The 19,574-nt window shown below is 69.3% G+C and carries 13 protein-coding genes and 3 rRNA genes; 3 read left to right on the plus strand and 13 right to left on the minus strand.

The window, feature by feature from the left end:
* Nucleotides 1-99: 99 nt before the first annotated feature.
* The 7 genes from EJG53_RS09580 to EJG53_RS09610 all read right to left on the minus strand — a co-directional run bounded on the left by EJG53_RS09580 (nt 100) and on the right by EJG53_RS09610 (nt 8,254).
* Nucleotides 100-1,698, minus strand: a complete 1,599-nt coding sequence (locus EJG53_RS09580) for an ABC transporter substrate-binding protein (RefSeq protein ID WP_125044510.1) — start codon at nt 1,696-1,698, stop codon at nt 100-102.
* A 100-nt stretch (nt 1,699-1,798) separates the two neighbouring features.
* Entirely contained in the window at nt 1,799-2,644 is an 846-nt protein-coding gene (locus EJG53_RS09585) for a class I SAM-dependent DNA methyltransferase (protein WP_125044511.1), read from the minus strand.
* Entirely contained in the window at nt 2,641-3,894 is a 1,254-nt protein-coding gene (locus tag EJG53_RS09590) for an MFS transporter (protein ID WP_125044512.1), read from the minus strand. The genes EJG53_RS09585 and EJG53_RS09590 overlap by 4 nt, the downstream gene beginning before the upstream one ends.
* Nucleotides 3,878-5,014 carry a dipeptide epimerase gene (locus EJG53_RS09595; RefSeq protein ID WP_125044513.1) on the minus strand — a complete coding sequence of 379 codons (1,137 nt, stop codon included), beginning with the start codon at nt 5,012-5,014 and terminating at the stop codon, nt 3,878-3,880. The genes EJG53_RS09590 and EJG53_RS09595 overlap by 17 nt, the downstream gene beginning before the upstream one ends.
* A complete protein-coding gene (locus EJG53_RS09600; RefSeq protein ID WP_125044514.1) occupies nt 5,011-6,099 on the minus strand; it encodes a PLP-dependent cysteine synthase family protein in 1,089 nt (362 codons plus the stop codon). Before EJG53_RS09600 ends, EJG53_RS09595 begins: the two co-directional genes overlap by 4 nt.
* Nucleotides 6,096-6,998, minus strand: a complete 903-nt coding sequence (locus EJG53_RS09605) for a Rossmann-like domain-containing protein (RefSeq protein ID WP_244955074.1) — start codon at nt 6,996-6,998, stop codon at nt 6,096-6,098. The genes EJG53_RS09600 and EJG53_RS09605 overlap by 4 nt, the downstream gene beginning before the upstream one ends.
* Complete coding sequence (locus EJG53_RS09610) at nt 6,995-8,254, minus strand: ATP-grasp domain-containing protein (protein WP_174856389.1); 1,260 nt, start codon at nt 8,252-8,254, stop codon at nt 6,995-6,997. Before EJG53_RS09610 ends, EJG53_RS09605 begins: the two co-directional genes overlap by 4 nt.
* Before the next feature lie 210 nt (nt 8,255-8,464).
* On the opposite strand from EJG53_RS09610, the gene EJG53_RS09615 reads away from it, so the two are divergent.
* A complete protein-coding gene (locus EJG53_RS09615) occupies nt 8,465-10,006 on the plus strand; it encodes an alpha/beta hydrolase (protein ID WP_125044515.1) in 1,542 nt (513 codons plus the stop codon).
* A gap of 18 nt (nt 10,007-10,024) precedes the next feature.
* Here EJG53_RS09615 and EJG53_RS09620 read toward each other — a convergent pair whose 3' ends face one another.
* Nucleotides 10,025-10,708 (minus strand): alpha/beta hydrolase, encoded by a 684-nt coding sequence (locus tag EJG53_RS09620; RefSeq protein ID WP_167515085.1) that lies wholly within the window; start codon nt 10,706-10,708, stop codon nt 10,025-10,027.
* A 715-nt stretch (nt 10,709-11,423) separates the two neighbouring features.
* Here EJG53_RS09620 and EJG53_RS09630 point away from each other — a divergent pair.
* Nucleotides 11,424-11,753: a putative quinol monooxygenase gene (locus EJG53_RS09630; protein ID WP_125044518.1), complete on the plus strand. Its 330-nt coding sequence runs from the start codon at nt 11,424-11,426 to the stop codon at nt 11,751-11,753.
* Nucleotides 11,754-11,843: 90 nt separating this feature from the next.
* Here EJG53_RS09630 and cynS read toward each other — a convergent pair whose 3' ends face one another.
* On the minus strand, nt 11,844-12,314 hold the full coding sequence (cynS, locus tag EJG53_RS09635) for a cyanase (protein ID WP_125044519.1): 471 nt from the start codon (nt 12,312-12,314) through the stop codon (nt 11,844-11,846).
* Nucleotides 12,315-12,370: 56 nt separating this feature from the next.
* The gene (locus EJG53_RS09640) at nt 12,371-12,982 is read right to left on the minus strand and encodes a carbonic anhydrase (protein WP_125044520.1); all 612 of its coding nucleotides are present in this window, start codon (nt 12,980-12,982) and stop codon (nt 12,371-12,373) included.
* A gap of 145 nt (nt 12,983-13,127) precedes the next feature.
* Here EJG53_RS09640 and cynR point away from each other — a divergent pair, with 145 nt between their 5' ends.
* Nucleotides 13,128-14,039, plus strand: a complete 912-nt coding sequence (cynR, locus tag EJG53_RS09645) for a transcriptional regulator CynR (RefSeq protein ID WP_125044521.1) — start codon at nt 13,128-13,130, stop codon at nt 14,037-14,039.
* 121 nt (nt 14,040-14,160) lie between these two features.
* On the opposite strand, the gene rrf is transcribed toward cynR, so the two are convergent.
* The 3 genes from rrf to EJG53_RS09660 form a co-directional block, all read right to left on the minus strand.
* Nucleotides 14,161-14,277, minus strand: a 5S ribosomal RNA gene (gene rrf / locus EJG53_RS09650).
* Nucleotides 14,278-14,351: 74 nt separating this feature from the next.
* Nucleotides 14,352-17,472 (minus strand): 23S ribosomal RNA (locus EJG53_RS09655).
* A gap of 299 nt (nt 17,473-17,771) precedes the next feature.
* Nucleotides 17,772-19,300: ribosomal RNA gene (locus EJG53_RS09660) — 16S ribosomal RNA — on the minus strand.
* The 16S, 23S and 5S rRNA genes sit together here, the layout of an rRNA operon.
* Nucleotides 19,301-19,574 lie beyond the last annotated feature (274 nt).

Below are 19,574 nucleotides of genomic sequence, written 5' to 3' on the forward strand. Positions count from 1 at the left end.
GCCCGTCTCGCCCGCCACGTCCAGCACGTCCGGCACTCCCACCATGCCCGCCACGCCCAGCACGATCAGCCAGCCGCCGAGGCGGCGCGACGGGTGCGCTCACGCCAGCCACACCTTGTCGAAGCGGGCCCAGTCCAGGGTGTTCGCGGGCGCGTCGTGCGCCACGCCGCGCACACGGCGGGAGGTGCCGACGATCCAGTCCGCGAAACCCCACACCAGGAACCCGCCCTCGGTGTACAGGCGGCGCTGCATCCGCCCGTACACCGCCGCCCGTTCCTTCTTGTCCTTGGTGGACTGGGCCTGCTGGTACAGGGCGTCGAAGTCCTTGTGCCGCCACTTGGTGGCGTTGGTGGTCGAACCGCTCAGCAGCCGCTGCGAGAAGTGCGACTCGATGGGCATGGCGCCGGAGCGGTAGCAGCACAGGGTGCCGGAGTCGAGGATGTCGCTCCAGTAGCTGTCCTTGCTGCCGGACTTCACCTGGATCGTCACGCCCGCCTTGGCGGCCTGGTCGCGGAAGATGCCGGCCGCCTCGGTGAATCCAGCGGCGACGGGCGAGGTGTCGAGGGTGAGGCGCAGGTCTTCGGCACCGGCCTGCTTGAGGAGGTGGCGGGCCCGGTCGAGGTCCTGGTGGCGCTGCGGCAGGTCGGCGGCGTAGTACTCGTACCCCTTCCCGAACAGGTCGTTGCCGATCTCGCCGGCACCGGAGAGCGCGCCGTCGACGAGTTCCTTGCGGTCGGCGATGAGGAAGAACGCCTCGCGGACCCGCTTGTCGTCGAAGGGCGCGCGGTCGGTCTTCATCGCGAAGGACTGCATGGCGCTGTTGCGCAGCCGGACGATCTCGATCTGGCCCTTGCCCTCGTGGGCGCGCGCGGTGGTGGGGTTGAGTTCGTGCGCGTACTCGACCTGGCCGCCGAGCAGGGCGTTGACCCGCGCGGACTCCTCGTTGGCGACGACGAACTCCAGCTCGTCGAGGTGCGGCGCGCCGTCCCAGTAAGCGTCGTTGCGCCGGACGACGCAGGAGCGGCCCGGGGTGAAGGAGACGAAGCGGAAGGGGCCGGAGCCGACCAGCCGGGCGAAGTCCGCGGTGGTCGTGCCGGCCGGGACGATGTACGCGCCGAACGCGGCCAGCACGTTGGGGAATTCGGCGGTGGGGCGCTTGAGGCGGAACTCGACGGTGTCCGGGGAGACCGCGCGGCTGGCGGCCAGGTCGATGGGCTCCAGGGACGCCTTGGCGCGGTACGCCTTCTTGGGGTCGGCTATGCGGCGGAAACTGTAGAGGACGTCCTCGGCGGTGACCGGCTTGCCGTTGTGGAAGGCGGCCTTGCGCAGGGTGATCCGCCAGCGGTCGAGGGTGTCGTTGGGCTCCCACTTGGCGGCCAGGCGGGGACGGGCGGACATGTCGGTACCGCAGTCGGCCAGCTTGTCGTAGAGAGCCTTGGCGCGGGCGACGTCGGCGAAGAGGTTGCCCAGATGCGGGTCGAGGGTCTCGGAGGCGCCGCCACCGGCGAAGGCGGCGCGCAGCCGCCCGCCGCGCCGGGGCGTGCCACCGCCGGTGCCCGACGAGCCGGATCCGGTACCGCAGCCGGCCAGGACGAGCCCCGCGGTGGCCGTGGCGCCCGCGGTCGCGGCGAGGAAGCCGCGCCGCCGCAGGCCGGGCGGGACGGCGGTTTCCCGGTCGGTGGGAGGGAGTTCGGTCATGGTGGGTCTCGCCTCGTGTGAGTGGGTGAGCAGGAAGGCAGCGCAGGAAGGGACAGGGCAGGGCAGGAAAGGACAGGTACGGGCAGGAAGCGGTGGGCGGTCAGCCGTCGCCCCGTCGGGCCACGAGGTGCAGCCGGTCGCCGTCGGCAGAGCCACCAGAAGACGCGGCCGTACCGGCGAAGCCGACAGGGACCGAGGCCAACTCGGGCCGCCAAGGCGGTTCCGTCCGGGGACCGGGCCCGTCATGCAGCGCCAACACCGTGAACCCGTGCGCGGCCAGCGCGTACCGCAGTTCCTGGGGGAACAGCAGTCGCCAGGCGGAGTGCTGTTCGACCGGCGGTGTGCCGTCCTCCGTGGTCCAGACCCGGCGTCGGCGCAGCAGTTGGGCCGACCGGTCGACGGTGAGCGTCGTGACGGACCGGTATACGGTGCCCTCCCACTCGAAACCTCGGATGGCCGGTGCGTCCAGCAGTTCCGTACGGCCGAGGAAGAACGCGCCGTTGCGCATCTCGGCGACCAGCAGCCCGCCGGGTGTCAGGGCGCGGCGGCAGGAGTCCAGGAAGCCGTCGAGGTCGTCGTTGGTGTGGCAGTACAGCAGCGCGCTGTCCAGACAGACGACGGCGTCGAACGGCTGTGGAGCGAGGTCCGTCGCGTCGAATCCGCGCAGGTCGGCGCGCTCGTACCGAGGACCGGAGTGGTGGCTACGGGCGTACGCCAGCATCGCGTCCGAGACGTCGGCGCCGACGACCGTACGGCCCAGGGTGTGCAGGTGGGCGGCGTCCCGCCCGGTGCCGCAGCCGATGTCGAGGACGTGCGGCCCGGCGCCGTACCGGCGCAGGACGTCCTCGGTCCAGCGGGCGGCGAGCCGTTCCGGGTCGGGGAACCGGGCCTCGTACAGGGCCGGGTTGTCGGTCAGCAGATTACGGGCGGCCACGCTGTCCGTCATGCCGCCACCGCCACGGCCCGTACCGGCAGGGCCCGCAGCCGGTGCAGCCAGCCGACGCCGGCCGCCGACAGGAGGCCGAAGGCGAGGCAGCACGCCCAGGGCAGCCAGGCGGCGCCGCCGTGCCCGCCCGCGTCCATGGCCCAGCCGACGACGGTGTTGCCGACGGCGGCGGCGATGCCGGAGACGACGTAGAAGATCCCGAAGTAGGTACCGGTCAGTTCGGCGCGGCCGAACTCCGGTATCAGCTCCATGACGAACGGCTGGGCGATCATGACGCCGACGTACAGGAGCAGCGCCCCGGCCAGTACGGGTACGAGGGCGAGCGCGGCCCCGCCCACGCCGCCGCCTGTTCCGGACGTCCTGGCGACCGCCATCGGCGGGACGAACGCCACGCCCATCAGCGCCAGCCCGACGGCCACCCAACGCGCCCGGCTGCCACGCTCCTTGAGGGAACGCGTGATGCGCATCTGGAGGGTGAGGTTGGCCAGTGTGCCGACCAGGAAGACGATGCCCGCCGCGCCGTCCCAGCCGGTGGCCCTGCGGGCGCCGTCCGGGAGCAGCAGGTAGAGCTGGTTCTCCATGGTGAACATGCCGACCATGGCGAGGGAGAAGGCCAGGAACGCCCGGTTGGCCAGGACTTCGCGCCAGTCGCTGAGCACGCTGCCCTTGGAGGCGGGCACCTCTCGGGCGGGCAGTACGACGGCTTGGGCGGCGGTGAGCAGGGCGAAGATCGCGGCGGCGGTGAGGGCGGAGGCCCGGAAGTCGACGAGCAGCAGGGCGCTGCCGATCAGCGGCCCGACCAGGGCGCCGGTCGTCGCGAAGATGTTGAACAGGGCGAACGCCTCGGCCTTGCGGTCCCCCGCCTCCGCCGCCAGGTAGGCGCGCACGGCCGGGTTGAACAGGGCCCCGGCGAGCCCGCTGAGTATGGAGGCGGCCAGCAGGACGGGCAGCCCGTCGCCGAGCGCGAACAGGGCGAAGCCGACGGTACGCAGCGCGCAGCCCGCGATGATCACGCCGCGTGCTCCGAGCCGGTCGGCGGCCGAGCCGCCGAGGATGAACAGGCCCTGCTGGCTGAGGTTGCGTACGCCCAGCACGATGCCGACGACCGCGGCCGACATCCCCAGGTCCGCGCCGAGGTGCGTGGCGAGGTACGGGATGAGCAGGTAGAAGCCGATGTTCACGCCGAGCTGGTTGACCAGCAGGAGCCGGATGGCGAGCGGGAAGGCCCGCATCTCACTCCACGTCTTCACGGTGGTGCCTTTCCTTCTGTACTGCGGGCTGTACTGAGGGCTGTGCGATGGACGGAGCGGGTACGGCCGGCGCGGCGCGCGGCGGCACCGGCCGTACCCCCAGCCCGGCCCCCGTCCCGGCGTGTACGGTCCCGTCGGTGCCGCCGATGCCGGTCCACGGGTCGTGCGCCAGCAGCAGGTGCCCGTCGAGGTCGACCCAGCGGGCACGGTCGGCGAGGTGGACGGCGGGGGCGATGCCGAGGGTGCCGGCGGTCAGGCAGCCGAGCATGAGCCGGGTGCCGCTGCCCGCGACCAGTTCCTCGATGCGCAGTGCCGCGTGCACGCCGCCGCACTTGGCGAGCTTGACGTTGACGCCCTGCACCCGCCCGGCCAGCCGTTCGACGTCGGCAGGGGACACGGCGTCCTCGTCGGCGATGAGGGGCAGCGGAGAGTGCGCGGCGAGCCGGGCGAGCGCTTCGGGGTCGCCCGGGACGGTGGGCTGTTCGACGGCCTCGACGCCCAGTGCGGCGAAGCGCGGCAGCAGGTGCCGGGCCTGCTCCGGTGTCCAGGCGCCGTTGGGATCGAGCAGCAGCGCCGCCGAGGGCGCGGCGTCCCGTACGGCCCGTACGCGGGCGAGGTCGTCCTCGGGGTCCGCCGTACCGGCCTTGATCTTGAGGACGGTGAAGCCGCTCTCCGCCAGGCAGCGGGCCTGCGTCCGGGCCCGCTCGGCGGACACGATGCCGATGGTGCGGGCGGTGGCGGCGACCGGCCGTGCCACGGTCCCCAGCAACTGGTGCACCGGCTGCCCGGCCCGCTTGCCCGCCAGGTCGAGCAGGGCCGACTCGACGGCGGCGGTGACGGCGGGCGGCGTGCCGGGCGCGGGCAGCTCGCCGTCCCGCAGGGCGTCGAGGGCGCTCTCCGGGCCGGCGAAGCGGCCGAGTTCCGCGCCGGCCGTGGCCAGCAGCCGGCGCAGCGTGTCCGTGTCGAGCCCGTAATACACGCTGGTCACAGCCTCGCCGTGACCACGCAGACCACCGTGCCCGATGGTGATCCAGACGGCGTTCCGTTCGGTCGTCACGGAGCGGGAGATGCGCAGGGGTTCGGCGAGCTGGAGGCGTACGACGCGCAGCGTGACGTTCATGCGACGCCCTCCCCCACCGTCGCCGCCTTCGGGTCCACGACCGTGGTGCAGCGCCCCCAGCCGATGGCCTCGGCCGCCCTGGGATGCGGTATCTCCACCGGACGGGTGGAGATGGGCTGCCGGTCCAGGCCGTGCGCGGCGGCGAAGTCCTCGTCGTAGACGGTGCCGAGGTAGCGGTGCAGGCCGTCGGGGAAGACGGTGGCGACGACCGCGCCGGGGTGCACGCGGGCCGCCCAGGCGGAGACCAGGGCGACGGCGCCGGTGCTCCAGCCGCCGCTGACGAAGCTGCCCCGGGCCAGCCGTCGGCAGGCGTCCGCGGCCTCGGCGGGCCCTACCCAGTGCACCTCGTCGAAGGCCCCGTAGGCGACGTTGCGCGGGTGGATGCTGCTGCCGAGGCCGCGCATCAGGCGGGGCCGGGCGGGCTGTCCGAAGATGGTGGAGCCGGTGGCGTCCACGCCGACGAGGCGCAGCGCGGGCCAGTGGCGGCGCAGCGGGCCGATGATCCCGGCGCTGTGGCCGCCGGTGCCGACGCTGCACACCAGGACGTCGAGGTGGTCCAGGTCGGCGGCGATCTCGGCGGCGAGTGAGGCGTAACCGGCCGCGTTGTCGGGGTTGTTGTACTGGTCGGGCCAGTACGCGTGCGGGAGCACGGTGCGCAGTTCGCGCAGCCGGGTGAGCCGGGCGGCCTGCCAGCCGCCTTCCGGGGCGGGCCGGTCGACGATCTCCAGCCGGGCGCCGTAGGCCCGCAGCAACCGGCGCATGGACGGTTCCAGTTCGCTGTCGCAGACCAGGATCACGTCGTGGCCGAGCGCCTGCCCGGCGAAGGCCAGGCCGACGCCGAGGGTGCCGGAGGTGGACTCCACGACCGGCGCGCCGGGCCGCAGTTCGCCCCGCTCGCGGGCGCCGAGCAGCATGGACACGGCGGCGCGCGCCTTCATGCCGCCCGCGCCGAGCCCTTCCAGCTTGGCCCAGAAGCCGGGGTGCGGGCAGGGCAGGTCGCCGGTGACCCGGGCCAGCGGCGTTCGGCCGACGAGGGCGAGGAGCTCCCGGTTGGCGGCGGGTGCGCCCAGTACGGCGGCGGTCATCGGTCGCCTCCCCGGCCCAGCAGCGCATACCCGTCGTCGCCGGTGTAGCGGTGGACGACGCCGGGTCCGCCGTCGAGCCAGAAGAACGGGTACGGCTCGGCGCACACGGCGCTCACTCCGGCGCCCAGCAGGCGCGGCAGTACGGCGCTGCCGGTCTGGGCGAACATCACCAGCGGCTTCCCGTACCGCTCGCAGTGGGCGCGCAGCGGCTCGAAGGTGCCGTTGCCCAGCGTCATGCCGGACGCCAGCACCGCGTCGCAGCCGTCCAGTTCGGCGAGCGCGTCGGTACGGACCGGCTCGCCCCACTCGGTCCGGCCGCCCTTGAGGTCGCACGGTACGCAGACCAGGCCGCGGGCGCGCAGCGCCTCCAGCAGCGAGTTGACGACGCCGACGACCAGGACGGTACGGCCGGGCGCGACGGCCAGCAGCCCGGCGACGCCACGGGCGCGGGCCCGGGACTTGGCGAGCGAGTCGCCGGCGGGCAGCGCCCACGGCCGCGCGCCGTTCGCGGGGGTGTGCGGCAGGGCGTGCATCAGGTACGCGTCCAGTGCGGCGATCCGTACCGGCGCCAGCGGATGGTCGAGCAGCGTCGCGATGTCGGCGCCCACACACTCGTCGATCGCGGCGGCGGGCAGCGCGCCCGGTTCCACGGCGCAGGACCCCACCGCGCTGCCGAGACGCAGGCTGAGCACTTCGTTGCGGTAGCCGCCGCTGCGCCCTTCGTGGCGTACGGCCTGGCTGGTGGTGAAGGCCACCGCGATCTTCTGCGTACGGGGGTCGGGCCCCAGCTCTCCGGCGCGTACGCGGCGTACGAGGTCCGGGAGCCCGGCCGCCGCGGGCCGCACTGCGCGGTCCGCCACGGCACCGTCGGCCGCCGCCCCCTGTCCCAGCGGGCTCATCGTTCCTCCACCACCTGCGGACACAGCCCGGCCAGCAGTTCCTCGACGCGAGCGCGGGCACCCGCCCCTTCGCCGTCACCGGCCATGACATGCCCCAGGTATCCGTTGTTGCTGCCGGTGTCCTTGACGGTCTTGCCGGCCTCGGCAAGCTGCACCTCCAGCACACCGGGCCGCGCGTCGAGCCCGGCGGCCCCGGAGATGCCCTCCAGCACACCGGTGCGCTCGGGCACGAGGAAGCCGATGGCGGCGCTGCGCAGCCCGGTCTCGCGTGGCGTGAGGTCCGGTGTGCGGCCGAGGGCCACCTCGACGAACGCCGCCGCCAGGTCGATGCCGGTGACATGCCGGACCAGTTCGGTGATGCGGTTGCCGGCGGGCCTCGGATTCACCTCGACGACGCGCGGCCCGGCCCCGGTCAGCTTGATCTCGGTGTGCGCGACGACCTGGTCGAGCCCCAGCGCCTTGAGCGCGGCGCACGCGGTGTCCGCCGCGGCTCCGGCGTCGGCGGCGCTCAGCGCGGCGGGGAACATGTGCCCCGTCTCGACGAACGCCGGGGCGCCGCCCACACTCTTGTCGGTCACCCCGACCACGTGCGCCGCGCCGCCGTACGACACGGTCTCGACGCTGACCTCCGGCCCGTCGAGCAGTTCTTCCAGCAGCACCACCGGGGCCCGCAACTGCCCCCGCGCGTTGACCGGGAACCCGGCGAGCGCGCGGTGCGCGCGGGCCAGCTCCGCCTCGTCGTCCACCCGCCGTACGTACATCCCGGCGCACAGGTCCACCGGCTTGAGGACGAGCGGGAAGCCGATCTCGCGCGCCGCCTCGGCGGTCCTCGCCCAGTCGGCGCACACGGCGAACCGGGGGCCCGGGACTCCGGCCGCCTCCAGGGCGCGCCGGGTGGCGTCCTTGCGGCAGGCGGCCTCCACGGCCTCCGGCGCGGGTCCGGGCAGGCCGAGGTACGCGGCGATGCGCGCCACGGTGGGCAGGTAGTAGTCGCACGAGCTGAGGACGCCGTCGAAGCCCGTCGCCGTGTGCAGGCGTTCGGCGTACGGCAGCAGCGTGTCGGTGTCGTTGGTGTCGGCGGTGATCACGTTGCGGGCCGCCAGCAGCGGGTGGGCGGTGCCCTCGGGGGCGGCCCGCAGGTAGTGGTGCAGGTCGCGGGTGAGGAAGGTGAAGTCGTGTCCGGCCTCGCGGAGGGCGCGGGGCAGCAGCCTGCCCATCGACCCGACCCAGCTCTCGACCATCAGCAGATGCGCCACAACTCTCCTTCTGCGCAGGCGGTTTCGCGTCCGGGCACGCCGTGGGGAGGCCCCCGGTGCCGCGGTGCGGTGTTGACCGAACGCGATGCTAACCGTAATGATTTTCATTGTCACCTCTTGGGTCGGCCTTTCCCTTCGGCCGCCCGCCTCCCTGACGCCTGCCGTCACCCCCTCCACCGCACGGCCCCGCCCTCACCGAATGCGAGCCCCATGCCTCCCGCCCTACGCCGCACCGCCCTGCTCTGCGCGCTCCTGACCTGCGCCGTACCGCTCACCACCGGCACCGCCACCGCCGAACCCGCCACCTCCGTCGGCCCCGGAACCACCGCCACCGGCCTCGCCACCTCCGCCGCCCAGCCCCTGCACTTCGGCGCCTGCCCGGACTCGGTCCCCACGCCGCCCGCGCCCGACCGCGTCGAATGCGGCACGGTGCGCGTGCCGCTGGACCACACCCGCCCGGGCGGAGAGCACATACGGATCGCCGTCTCCCGCGTCCGGGCCTCGGGGACGCCCGCCGAACGGCGCGGCGTCCTGCTGGTCAACCCCGGCGGTCCGGGCGGCTCCGGCCTCCCGTATGCCGTCACCAAGCGCGCCAAACTCCCGGCGGCGGTACGCCGCGCCTACGACGTCATCGGCTTCGACCCGCGCGGCACCGGGCACAGCACACCCGCCGACTGCGGACCGATGGGCGGGCTCTTCGACAGCCCGGCCGCCGACCCCGTACCGCACGACCGTCCCGGCGAACGCGCCTACCTCGACACCCAGCGACGACTGGCCGCCGACTGCGCCGCAGGCACCGGCCACGCCCTCCCCCACCTGTCCACCACCGAGACCGCCCGCGACATGGACGCCGTCCGCGCCGCGCTCGGGGAGCCGCGCATCAGCTTCCTCGGCGTCTCGTACGGCACCTACCTCGGCGCCGCGTACACCGCGCAGTTCCCGGACCGGGTGGACAAGTTGGTGCTGGACAGCGTGGTCGGTCCGGAGGACTGGCACGCGTTCGACGTACGGCAGGCGCGTGCCATGCTGCGTCAGCGCGACGTGCTCTTCGGCTGGCTGGCGCGGCACGATTCCCGCTTCCGGCTCGGCACCACCCCGCGCGAGGTCCGCGCCGCCTACCTGCGCACGCGCGACGGCCTGACCGCACGCCCGGTGGCCGGCTTCGGGGCGGCGGCCTTCGACCGTGGCGTCTACCGCGCCCTGGGCCGCACCGAACGCTGGACCGCCCTGGGCGACGGGCTCCGCGCCTACCTGGACGAGGGCGTGGTCGACCGGCTCCGCCCCGCCGCGCCCTTCGACGGACCCGAGTCACGTACGTACGAGGCGGCCAACCGGGCCGTGAAGTGCGCCGACGGTCCGGGGCCCACGCCGGGCCGGGTCCTCGCCGACATCCGTGGGCTGCGGCGCCTGGACCCGCAGCCCGTACTGACCGGCCTGGAGGCGGCGAGCTGCGCGTACTGGCACACGCGTCCCGACGGGCGCACCCGGCTCGGCAGCCCCACGGCGCCCCCGGCGCTGCTGGTGGCGTCCGCGCACGACCCCGTGACGCCGATCGCCGGTGCGCGGGCCCTCGGCCGCACGCTGCCCGGCTCCCGGCTGGTCACCCTGCACCACGACTACTCGCACGGCGTCTTCGCCAGCCGCGGCAACTCCTGCGTGGACTCCACGGTGGCCGCGTACCTCGTCGGCGGCACCGTCCCGGCCGGGAACGTGCACTGCGACGGCCCGGGTCTGCCCGAGCCGTCGCAGTGATCGTGAATCCCGCGTCCCTCAGCCCACCACCGCGACCTCGGGCGGCAGCGTGTGCGGGAACCCGTCGGCGCCCAGCAGGTGTTCCTCGAAGAACCCGCCCACGCACGCCCGGGTGATCTCGGTACCCCGGCCGCCGGGCAGGGACCCGAGCGCGAAGGCGTAGTCCTCGGCTTCGGTGAACTCCCGGTAGCCGAGGGGTCCGGCAAGGACGTCGAGGTCGGTGGGCGACGCGTGCCCGCCCCCGGACACCAGGAGATGGTGCCGCGGCCCGCGCAGCACGCTCCACAACCGCGCCCAGCTCCGCGTCTCCTCCGGGAACTCCGGGTCGTCCGGGGTGAACTGGCACAGCAGGAAAGGGCGTTCCAGACCCGTGCGGAGGACATCGCCGTACGGGATGCCGTCCAGATTCACCCCGGCCGTGAAGCCCGGGTCGAGCCGCATGGCCTCGGCCGCCGCCGCGCCGCCCAGCGAATGGCCCGCGACGCCGGTCCGTGACGGGTCCAGATGGGCATGCCACCAGAACCCGGGATCGCTCAGCCGGGCGCGGGCGAAGCGGAGGTCGGCGACCCGTACGTCCAGGTAGCGGCCGGAGAGGTCGCCGGTGTCGCCGTCCGCGAGCCCGTCCGGTTCCCGGTACGGCACGATCCGGCCGTCCGGGAACTCCACGCCGATCGCGTCCGAGGGGTGGTCCAGGGCGGCCACCAGGAATCCGCGGCTCGCGAGATCCTCCCGAGCGCGGTCAGGTCCGCGCGGTACCGGGAGTGGCCGGGCGAGAGCAGGACCAGCGGGCAGCCACGTGCGTCCGGGGCGGGCGGCGCGTCCGCCGTGCCGTGCACGAGGATGCCGGCCGCCGTGCCGCGCGGCAGTCCGGAGCAGCCGGGCTCCTCCTCCCACGCGTCGACCACCAGAGGGGACATCGCTTCGGAGACGTACCGGCCCGGTACCTGGCCGGTTCCCGCCTGCGCCGGATACCACAGGTGCGCCATCAGCTCCCGTACCCGGCCGGGCCGAAAGGGGTCCTTCCGCGCGTCGTCCACGAGGTGGACGGTGCGCACGCCCACCGCACGGCGGCCGGTGGGGCGCGGCAGTTCCAGGCGCGGTACGGTGCGCCGCGCGGTCGCCGTCGCCCCGCCGTCCGATGCCGTACCGCAGATCTCCGCTTCCGCCATGCCGTTGCCGCCTTCCGCTCGACTTCACCGGCGAGCATCCGAACACGCCAGGCCGCCGGAGCGCACCGGATTTTCCCGGCGCCCCGGGCGCCTCCCCGGCCGCGCGGCGGCGGATTTTCCGGGAGGGCCGGAATGCGCGGCGATCCTTCTTCGGAAGGCGGGCGGGGGCGCCCACCATGGGGACGACGCGGGCGGCAGCCCGCCCGGCCGCGCAGGCGCAGCCGGTCCGTACCAGCGCAGGAGCCAGCATGATCTTCATCGTCGTCAAGTTCACCGTCCGGCCCGAGTACCAGGACTCGTGGCTGTCGCTGGTGGACGACTTCACGCAGGCCACCCGGCAGGAGCCCGGCAACCTGTTCTTCGAGTGGTCGACCAGCGTCGACGACCCGCGCCAGTTCGTCCTGGTCGAGGGCTTCGCGGACCGCGAGGCCGGCGACCAGCACGTCAACTCGGAGCACTTCCGGAAGGCGATGGACACCATGGCCGGCGCCATCGCCACCACCCCGCAGATCATCAGCGACGAGATCGCCGCCGAGGGCTGGTCCCCGATGGGCGAGCTGTCGCCGCGCGAGGCCTGACCGGCGGGGGCGCGGCTCCTCCCGCACCGGAGAACCCCGTTCCGCCGGCCGTACGGTCCATGTGGGCCGTACGGCCGGCGGGCGGCGGGATCAGAACGGTGCGGCCGGAAGGTACTTCCCGTCCAGGGTGATCACCGCGCGGGAGCCGCCCTCGGGGTCGTCCACCTTCTGGATGTCCAGGCGGAAGTTGACGGCGCTGATGATGCCGTCGCCGAACTTCTCGTGGATCAGGGCCTTGAGGGTGGTGCCGTAGACCTGCAGCATCTCGTGGAAGCGGTAGAGGGTGGAGTCGGTGGGGATGCCGTCCGGGATGCAGCCGCGCAGCGGGATCGTCTGCAGCAGCCGCTCCGCCGCCTCGTCCAGGTCCAGGCGCTCGGCCACGGCCCGGGCGGCGTCGGCGGGCAGGGCGTGCTGGCCGAGGAGCGCCGCGGTGACGAACGCGACGGACAGGCCGGTGGCGTCGGCCAGTTCCTGCCAGGTCAGATCCTTGCGGATCTTGGCCTCGACGACGGCGAGGGCCAGGTCCTGACGGGCCTGCGGGTCGAGCTGGGCATGGGGCATGGAAGCGTCCTTTCGGAAGTGGGGGCGGGCCCGGACGGGCCGCGCCCGGCAGGGGCTCAGGCGAGCGGGGTGAACGTTCCGCTGCGCGGATCGAGGACGTCGACGGCTCCGGTACGGATGTCGTGCGTCCAGCCGTGCAGCGTCACCGCGTCCCGCGCGAGAGCGTCGGCCACGGACGGATGGGTGGCCAGGTGGGCGAGCTGGACGGTCACGTTGTCGTGGACGAGCGCCGTGACGGCCGCCTCGGCCCCGCCGTCCCGCGCGGCCGTACGGGGACCGGCGGGCCCGGCCGTGTGCAGCCAGCCGTCGAGGGCGGGCAGCTCGGTCAGGTCCTCACCGGTGGCCAGGGCCGTCATCGCACCGCACCCGGAATGCCCGCAGACGATCACGTCACGGACGCCGAGCACGGCCAGCGCGTACTCGATGCTGGACGACACCGCGTCGGGGGCCGGCCCGTACACCGGCACGAGGTTCCCGGCCGTACGGATCACGAACAGCTCACCGGGCCCGCACTGGGTGAGCAGCTCCGGTACCACCCTGGCGTCGGAGCAGCCGATGAACAGCGCGCCCGGCCGGTGGCTGGAGGCGAGCCGTTCGAAGAGGGCCGCTCTGGCGGGGTGGACGTCGCGCCGGAAGCGCCGGACGCCGTCGGTGAGGTCGGGGTGCACAGCCACTCCTTGCTGAGGGGAACCGGCCGGGAAGCCGATGTCTCCACCATGCGTGACCTGCCGCTATAGCGTCCAAGACGTGCAACTCATGGCAGCTATCAGCGCTGCCTATAGCTGCTGCTCGGGACCGCTTACAGTGGCCGGTATGGCCCTGGAACTGCGCCACCTCCGCTATCTGCTCGCGGTGGCCGAGCACGCCAACTTCACCCGCGCCGCCGAAGCCCTGCACGTCTCGCAGCCCACCCTCTCCCAGCAGGTCAGACAACTGGAGCGGACGCTGAAGGTGCAACTGCTGGACCGTACGGGCCGCACCGTGCGGCTGACCGACGCCGGCGCGGCGTACGCGCACTACGCCCGCAGCGCGCTGCGGGACCTGGAGGCGGCCGAGCGCGCCGTGCTGGACGTACGGGACCTGTCGCGCGGGACGCTGCGCCTGGCCACGACGCCGACCTTCACCGCGTACCTCGTCGGCCCGCTGGCCGGGGAATTCCACACCCGGCACCCGGGCATCTCGCTGACCCTGCGCGAGATGCCGCAGGAGTTGATGGAGTCGGCGCTGCTGGCGGACGAACTGGACCTCGGCATCGCGTTCAGCGGGCCGCACCTGCCGGGTGTCACCGGCACCGAGCTGTTCACCGAGTCCCTCAGCCTGGTCGTCGGCCCCACCCACCCGTACGCCGGCCGGACGGCGCCGCTGCCGATCCGCTCCCTGCGCGACCACCGCCTGGCGCTGCTCAGCGCGGACTTCGCCACCCGCCTGCACATCGACACGCACTTCGGCGAGCACGGGGTGCGGCCGGACATCGCGGTGGAGGCCAACTCCATCACGACCCTCACCGAACTGATCCGGCGCACTCCCCTGGCCACCGTGCTGCCCGACGCCATCACCCGCGAACAGCCCGGCCTGCACCCCGTCGCCCTCTCCCCCGCGCTCCCCGCCCGCACGGTGACGCTCCTGTACCGGGAAACGGCCTACCGCAGCGCCGCGTCCGGCGCCTTCGCGCGGCTGGCCCGGGAGTGGGGGCGGGAGCACGGGGACGGGCCGGGGCAGGGCTGAGGGGCCTTCGGGGACGTCACTGTCGTGAGCCACGAGCTACGCCACCCGGCAGCCGGCGCCGGGGGTACAAACGCAGAAAGCCCCGCACCATACGGTGCGGGGCTTCCCACTATCAAAAATTGTTCGGCGGCGTCCTACTCTCCCACAGGGTCCCCCCTGCAGTACCATCGGCGCTGAAAGGCTTAGCTTCCGGGTTCGAAATGTAACCGGGCGTTTCCCTAACGCTATGACCACCGAAACACTATGAAGATGAACTCCAGCCGACAAGGCGAGTTCGTTACTTCAGAACTAACACAGTGGACGCGAGCAACTGAGGACAAGCCCTCGGCCTATTAGTACCAGTCAACTCCACCCGTTACCAGGCTTCCATATCTGGCCTATCAACCCAGTCGTCTACTGGGAGCCTTACCCTCTCAAGGAGGAGGGAGCCCTCATCTCGAAGCAGGCTTCCCGCTTAGATGCTTTCAGCGGTTATCCTTTCCGAACGTAGCCAACCAGCCATGCCCTTGGCAGGACAACTGGCACACCAGAGGTTCGTCCGTCCCGGTCCTCTCGTACTAGGGACAGCCCTTCTCAAGACTCCTACGCGCACAGCGGATAGGGACCGAACTGTCTCACGACGTTCTAAACCCAGCTCGCGTACCGCTTTAATGGGCGAACAGCCCAACCCTTGGGACCGACTCCAGCCCCAGGATGCGACGAGCCGACATCGAGGTGCCAAACCATCCCGTCGATATGGACTCTTGGGGAAGATCAGCCTGTTATCCCCGGGGTACCTTTTATCCGTTGAGCGACGGCGCTTCCACAAGCCACCGCCGGATCACTAGTCCCTACTTTCGTACCTGCTCGACCCGTCAGTCTCACAGTCAAGCTCCCTTGTGCACTTACACTCAACACCTGATTGCCAACCAGGCTGAGGGAACCTTTGGGCGCCTCCGTTACTCTTTAGGAGGCAACCGCCCCAGTTAAACTACCCACCAGACACTGTCCCTGATCCGGATCACGGACCCAGGTTAGACATCCAGCACGACCAGAGTGGTATTTCAACAACGACTCCCCCGCCACTGGCGTGACGAGTTCACAGTCTCCCACCTATCCTACACAAGCCGAACCGAACACCAATATCAAGCTATAGTAAAGGTCCCGGGGTCTTTCCGTCCTGCTGCGCGAAACGAGCATCTTTACTCGTAGTGCAATTTCACCGGGCCTATGGTTGAGACAGTCGAGAAGTCGTTACGCCATTCGTGCAGGTCGGAACTTACCCGACAAGGAATTTCGCTACCTTAGGATGGTTATAGTTACCACCGCCGTTTACTGGCGCTTAAGTTCTCAGCTTCGCCCCACCGAAATGAAGCTAACCGGTCCCCTTAACGTTCCAGCACCGGGCAGGCGTCAGTCCGTATACATCGCCTTACGGCTTCGCACGGACCTGTGTTTTTAGTAAACAGTCGCTTCTCGCTGGTCTCTGCGGCCACCACCAGCTCAGAGTGCAAGACCCATCACCAGCAATGGCCCCCCTTCTCCCGAAGTTACGGGGGCATTTTGCCGAGTTCCTTAACCATAGTTCACCCGAACGCCTCGGTATTCTCTACCTGACCACCTGAGTCGGTTTAGGGTACGGGCCGCCATGAAACTCGCTAGAGGCTTTTCTCGACAGCATAGGATCATCCACTTCACCACAATCGGCTCGGCATCAGGTCTCAGACTTCATGCACGACGGATTTGCCTACCGTGCGTCCTACACCCTTACCCCGGGACAACCACCGCCCGGGCTGGACTACCTTCCTGCGTCACCCCATCACTCACCTACTACCACCTTGGATCAGCGGCTCCACCACTCCCCTTTGTCCGAAGACTCCAGGGCGGCTTCACGGCCTTAGCATTAATGGATTCGATGTTTGGCGCTTCAAAGCGGGTACCGGAATATCAACCGGTTGTCCATCGACTACGCCTGTCGGCCTCGCCTTAGGTCCCGACTTACCCTGGGCAGATCAGCTTGACCCAGGAACCCTTAGTCAATCGGCGCACACGTTTCCCACGTGTGTATCGCTACTCATGCCTGCATTCTCACTCGTGAACCGTCCACAACTACCTTCCGGTGCTGCTTCACCCGGCACACGACGCTCCCCTACCCATCACAGTCCCCGTTAGGAGTATGTACTGCAATGACACGACTTCGGCGGTGTGCTTGAGCCCCGCTACATTGTCGGCGCGGAATCACTTGACCAGTGAGCTATTACGCACTCTTTCAAGGATGGCTGCTTCTAAGCCAACCTCCTGGTTGTCTCTGCGACTCCACATCCTTTCCCACTTAGCACACGCTTAGGGGCCTTAGTCGATGCTCTGGGCTGTTTCCCTCTCGACCATGGAGCTTATCCCCCACAGTCTCACTGCCGCGCTCTCACTTACCGGCATTCGGAGTTTGGCTAAGGTCAGTAACCCGGTAGGGCCCATCGCCTATCCAGTGCTCTACCTCCGGCAAGAAACACACGACGCTGCACCTAAATGCATTTCGGGGAGAACCAGCTATCACGGAGTTTGATTGGCCTTTCACCCCTAACCACAGGTCATCCCCCAGGTTTTCAACCCTGGTGGGTTCGGTCCTCCACGAAGTCTTACCTCCGCTTCAACCTGCCCATGGCTAGATCACTCCGCTTCGGGTCTTGGGCACGCTACTCAACGCCCTCTTCGGACTCGCTTTCGCTACGGCTTCCCCACACGGGTTAACCTCGCAACATACCGCAAACTCGCAGGCTCATTCTTCAAAAGGCACGCAGTCACGACTACACAGCAAGCTGCATAGCGACGCTCCCACGGCTTGTAGGCACACGGTTTCAGGTACTATTTCACTCCGCTCCCGCGGTACTTTTCACCATTCCCTCACGGTACTATCCGCTATCGGTCACCAGGGAATATTTAGGCTTAGCGGGTGGTCCCGCCAGATTCACACGGGATTTCACGGGCCCCGTGCTACTTGGGTGGTTCTCAAACGAGCCGCTGATGTTTCAGCTACGGGGGTCTTACCCTCTACGCCGGACCTTTCGCATGTCCTTCGCCTACATCAACGGTTTCTGACTCGCCGACCGGCCGGCAGACCGGTCAAGAGAACTCCCACAACCCCAACCACGCAACCCCTGCCGGGTATCACACGTGACTGGTTTGGCCTCATCCAGTTTCGCTCGCCACTACTCCCGGAATCACGGTTGTTTTCTCTTCCTGCGGGTACTGAGATGTTTCACTTCCCCGCGTTCCCTCCACATACCCTATGTGTTCAGGTATGGGTGACAGCCCATGACGACTGCCGGGTTTCCCCATTCGGACACCCCCGGATCAAAGCTCGGTTGACAGCTCCCCGGGGCCTATCGTGGCCTCCCACGTCCTTCATCGGTTCCTGGTGCCAAGGCATCCACCGTGCGCCCTTAAAAACTTGGCCACAGATGCTCGCGTCCACTGTGCAGTTCTCAAGCAACGACCAGCCACCCACCACCCAGCCCTGACGGACCGGTTCACTGGGGCCGGCGTTGAAGGGCGAGCAACGCTCGCACCCTCAGACACCCAACAGCGTGCCCGACACCCTCGCCCCCTGACACGTTCCACGCCGAAGCAGTACTAGTGACCAGTGAGTCAAGTGTGCCGAGTAGTCAACGTTCCACCCATGAGCAACCAGCACCGGACATTCGCCGATGTTCTGGCCTCTGACCAGCCCGAAGGCCGGTAAGAAGTGCTCCTTAGAAAGGAGGTGATCCAGCCGCACCTTCCGGTACGGCTACCTTGTTACGACTTCGTCCCAATCGCCAGTCCCACCTTCGACGATTCCCTCCCACAAGGGGTTGGGCCACCGGCTTCGGGTGTTACCGACTTTCGTGACGTGACGGGCGGTGTGTACAAGGCCCGGGAACGTATTCACCGCAGCAATGCTGATCTGCGATTACTAGCGACTCCGACTTCATGGGGTCGAGTTGCAGACCCCAATCCGAACTGAGACCGGCTTTTTGAGATTCGCTCCACCTCGCGGTATCGCAGCTCATTGTACCGGCCATTGTAGCACGTGTGCAGCCCAAGACATAAGGGGCATGATGACTTGACGTCGTCCCCACCTTCCTCCGAGTTGACCCCGGCAGTCTCCTGTGAGTCCCCATCACCCCGAAGGGCATGCTGGCAACACAGAACAAGGGTTGCGCTCGTTGCGGGACTTAACCCAACATCTCACGACACGAGCTGACGACAGCCATGCACCACCTGTACACCGACCACAAGGGGGACCCTGTCTCCAGGGTTTTCCGGTGTATGTCAAGCCTTGGTAAGGTTCTTCGCGTTGCGTCGAATTAAGCCACATGCTCCGCCGCTTGTGCGGGCCCCCGTCAATTCCTTTGAGTTTTAGCCTTGCGGCCGTACTCCCCAGGCGGGGAACTTAATGCGTTAGCTGCGGCACGGACGACGTGGAATGTCGCCCACACCTAGTTCCCAACGTTTACGGCGTGGACTACCAGGGTATCTAATCCTGTTCGCTCCCCACGCTTTCGCTCCTCAGCGTCAGTATCGGCCCAGAGATCCGCCTTCGCCACCGGTGTTCCTCCTGATATCTGCGCATTTCACCGCTACACCAGGAATTCCGATCTCCCCTACCGAACTCTAGCCTGCCCGTATCGAATGCAGACCCGGGGTTAAGCCCCGGGCTTTCACATCCGACGTGACAAGCCGCCTACGAGCTCTTTACGCCCAATAATTCCGGACAACGCTTGCGCCCTACGTATTACCGCGGCTGCTGGCACGTAGTTAGCCGGCGCTTCTTCTGCAGGTACCGTCACTTGCGCTTCTTCCCTGCTGAAAGAGGTTTACAACCCGAAGGCCGTCATCCCTCACGCGGCGTCGCTGCATCAGGCTTTCGCCCATTGTGCAATATTCCCCACTGCTGCCTCCCGTAGGAGTCTGGGCCGTGTCTCAGTCCCAGTGTGGCCGGTCGCCCTCTCAGGCCGGCTACCCGTCGTCGCCTTGGTAGGCCATTACCCCACCAACAAGCTGATAGGCCGCGGGCTCATCCTGCACCGCCGGAGCTTTCCACACGGAGATCATGCGATCCCGTGTCGTATCCGGTATTAGACCCCGTTTCCAGGGCTTGTCCCAGAGTGCAGGGCAGATTGCCCACGTGTTACTCACCCGTTCGCCACTAATCCCCTCCCGAAGGAGGTTCATCGTTCGACTTGCATGTGTTAAGCACGCCGCCAGCGTTCGTCCTGAGCCAGGATCAAACTCTCCGTGAATGTTTCCGGGTTCTCCCGGTAACACACACGAGAGCGGAACAGGAAGCGGAATAGGCTTCCCGTTCACAGCGTCCTCGCTGTGTGCCACCCGCACCGCGTGGATGCTGGTGGGCTTTTCAAAGGAACCTCATCCTCCGGCTGCTGCCGGTGGACGGGGTATCAACATATCTGGCGTTGACTTTTGGCACGCTGTTGAGTTCTCAAGGAACGGACGCTTCCTTTGTGCCTGTTTCACCAGGCTCTCCGGGCGCTTCCCTTCGGTCTTGCGTTTCCG

The sequence above is a fragment of the Streptomyces chrestomyceticus JCM 4735 genome (assembly GCF_003865135.1).
In the GTDB taxonomy this organism is placed as follows: Bacteria; Actinomycetota; Actinomycetes; order Streptomycetales; family Streptomycetaceae; genus Streptomyces; species Streptomyces chrestomyceticus.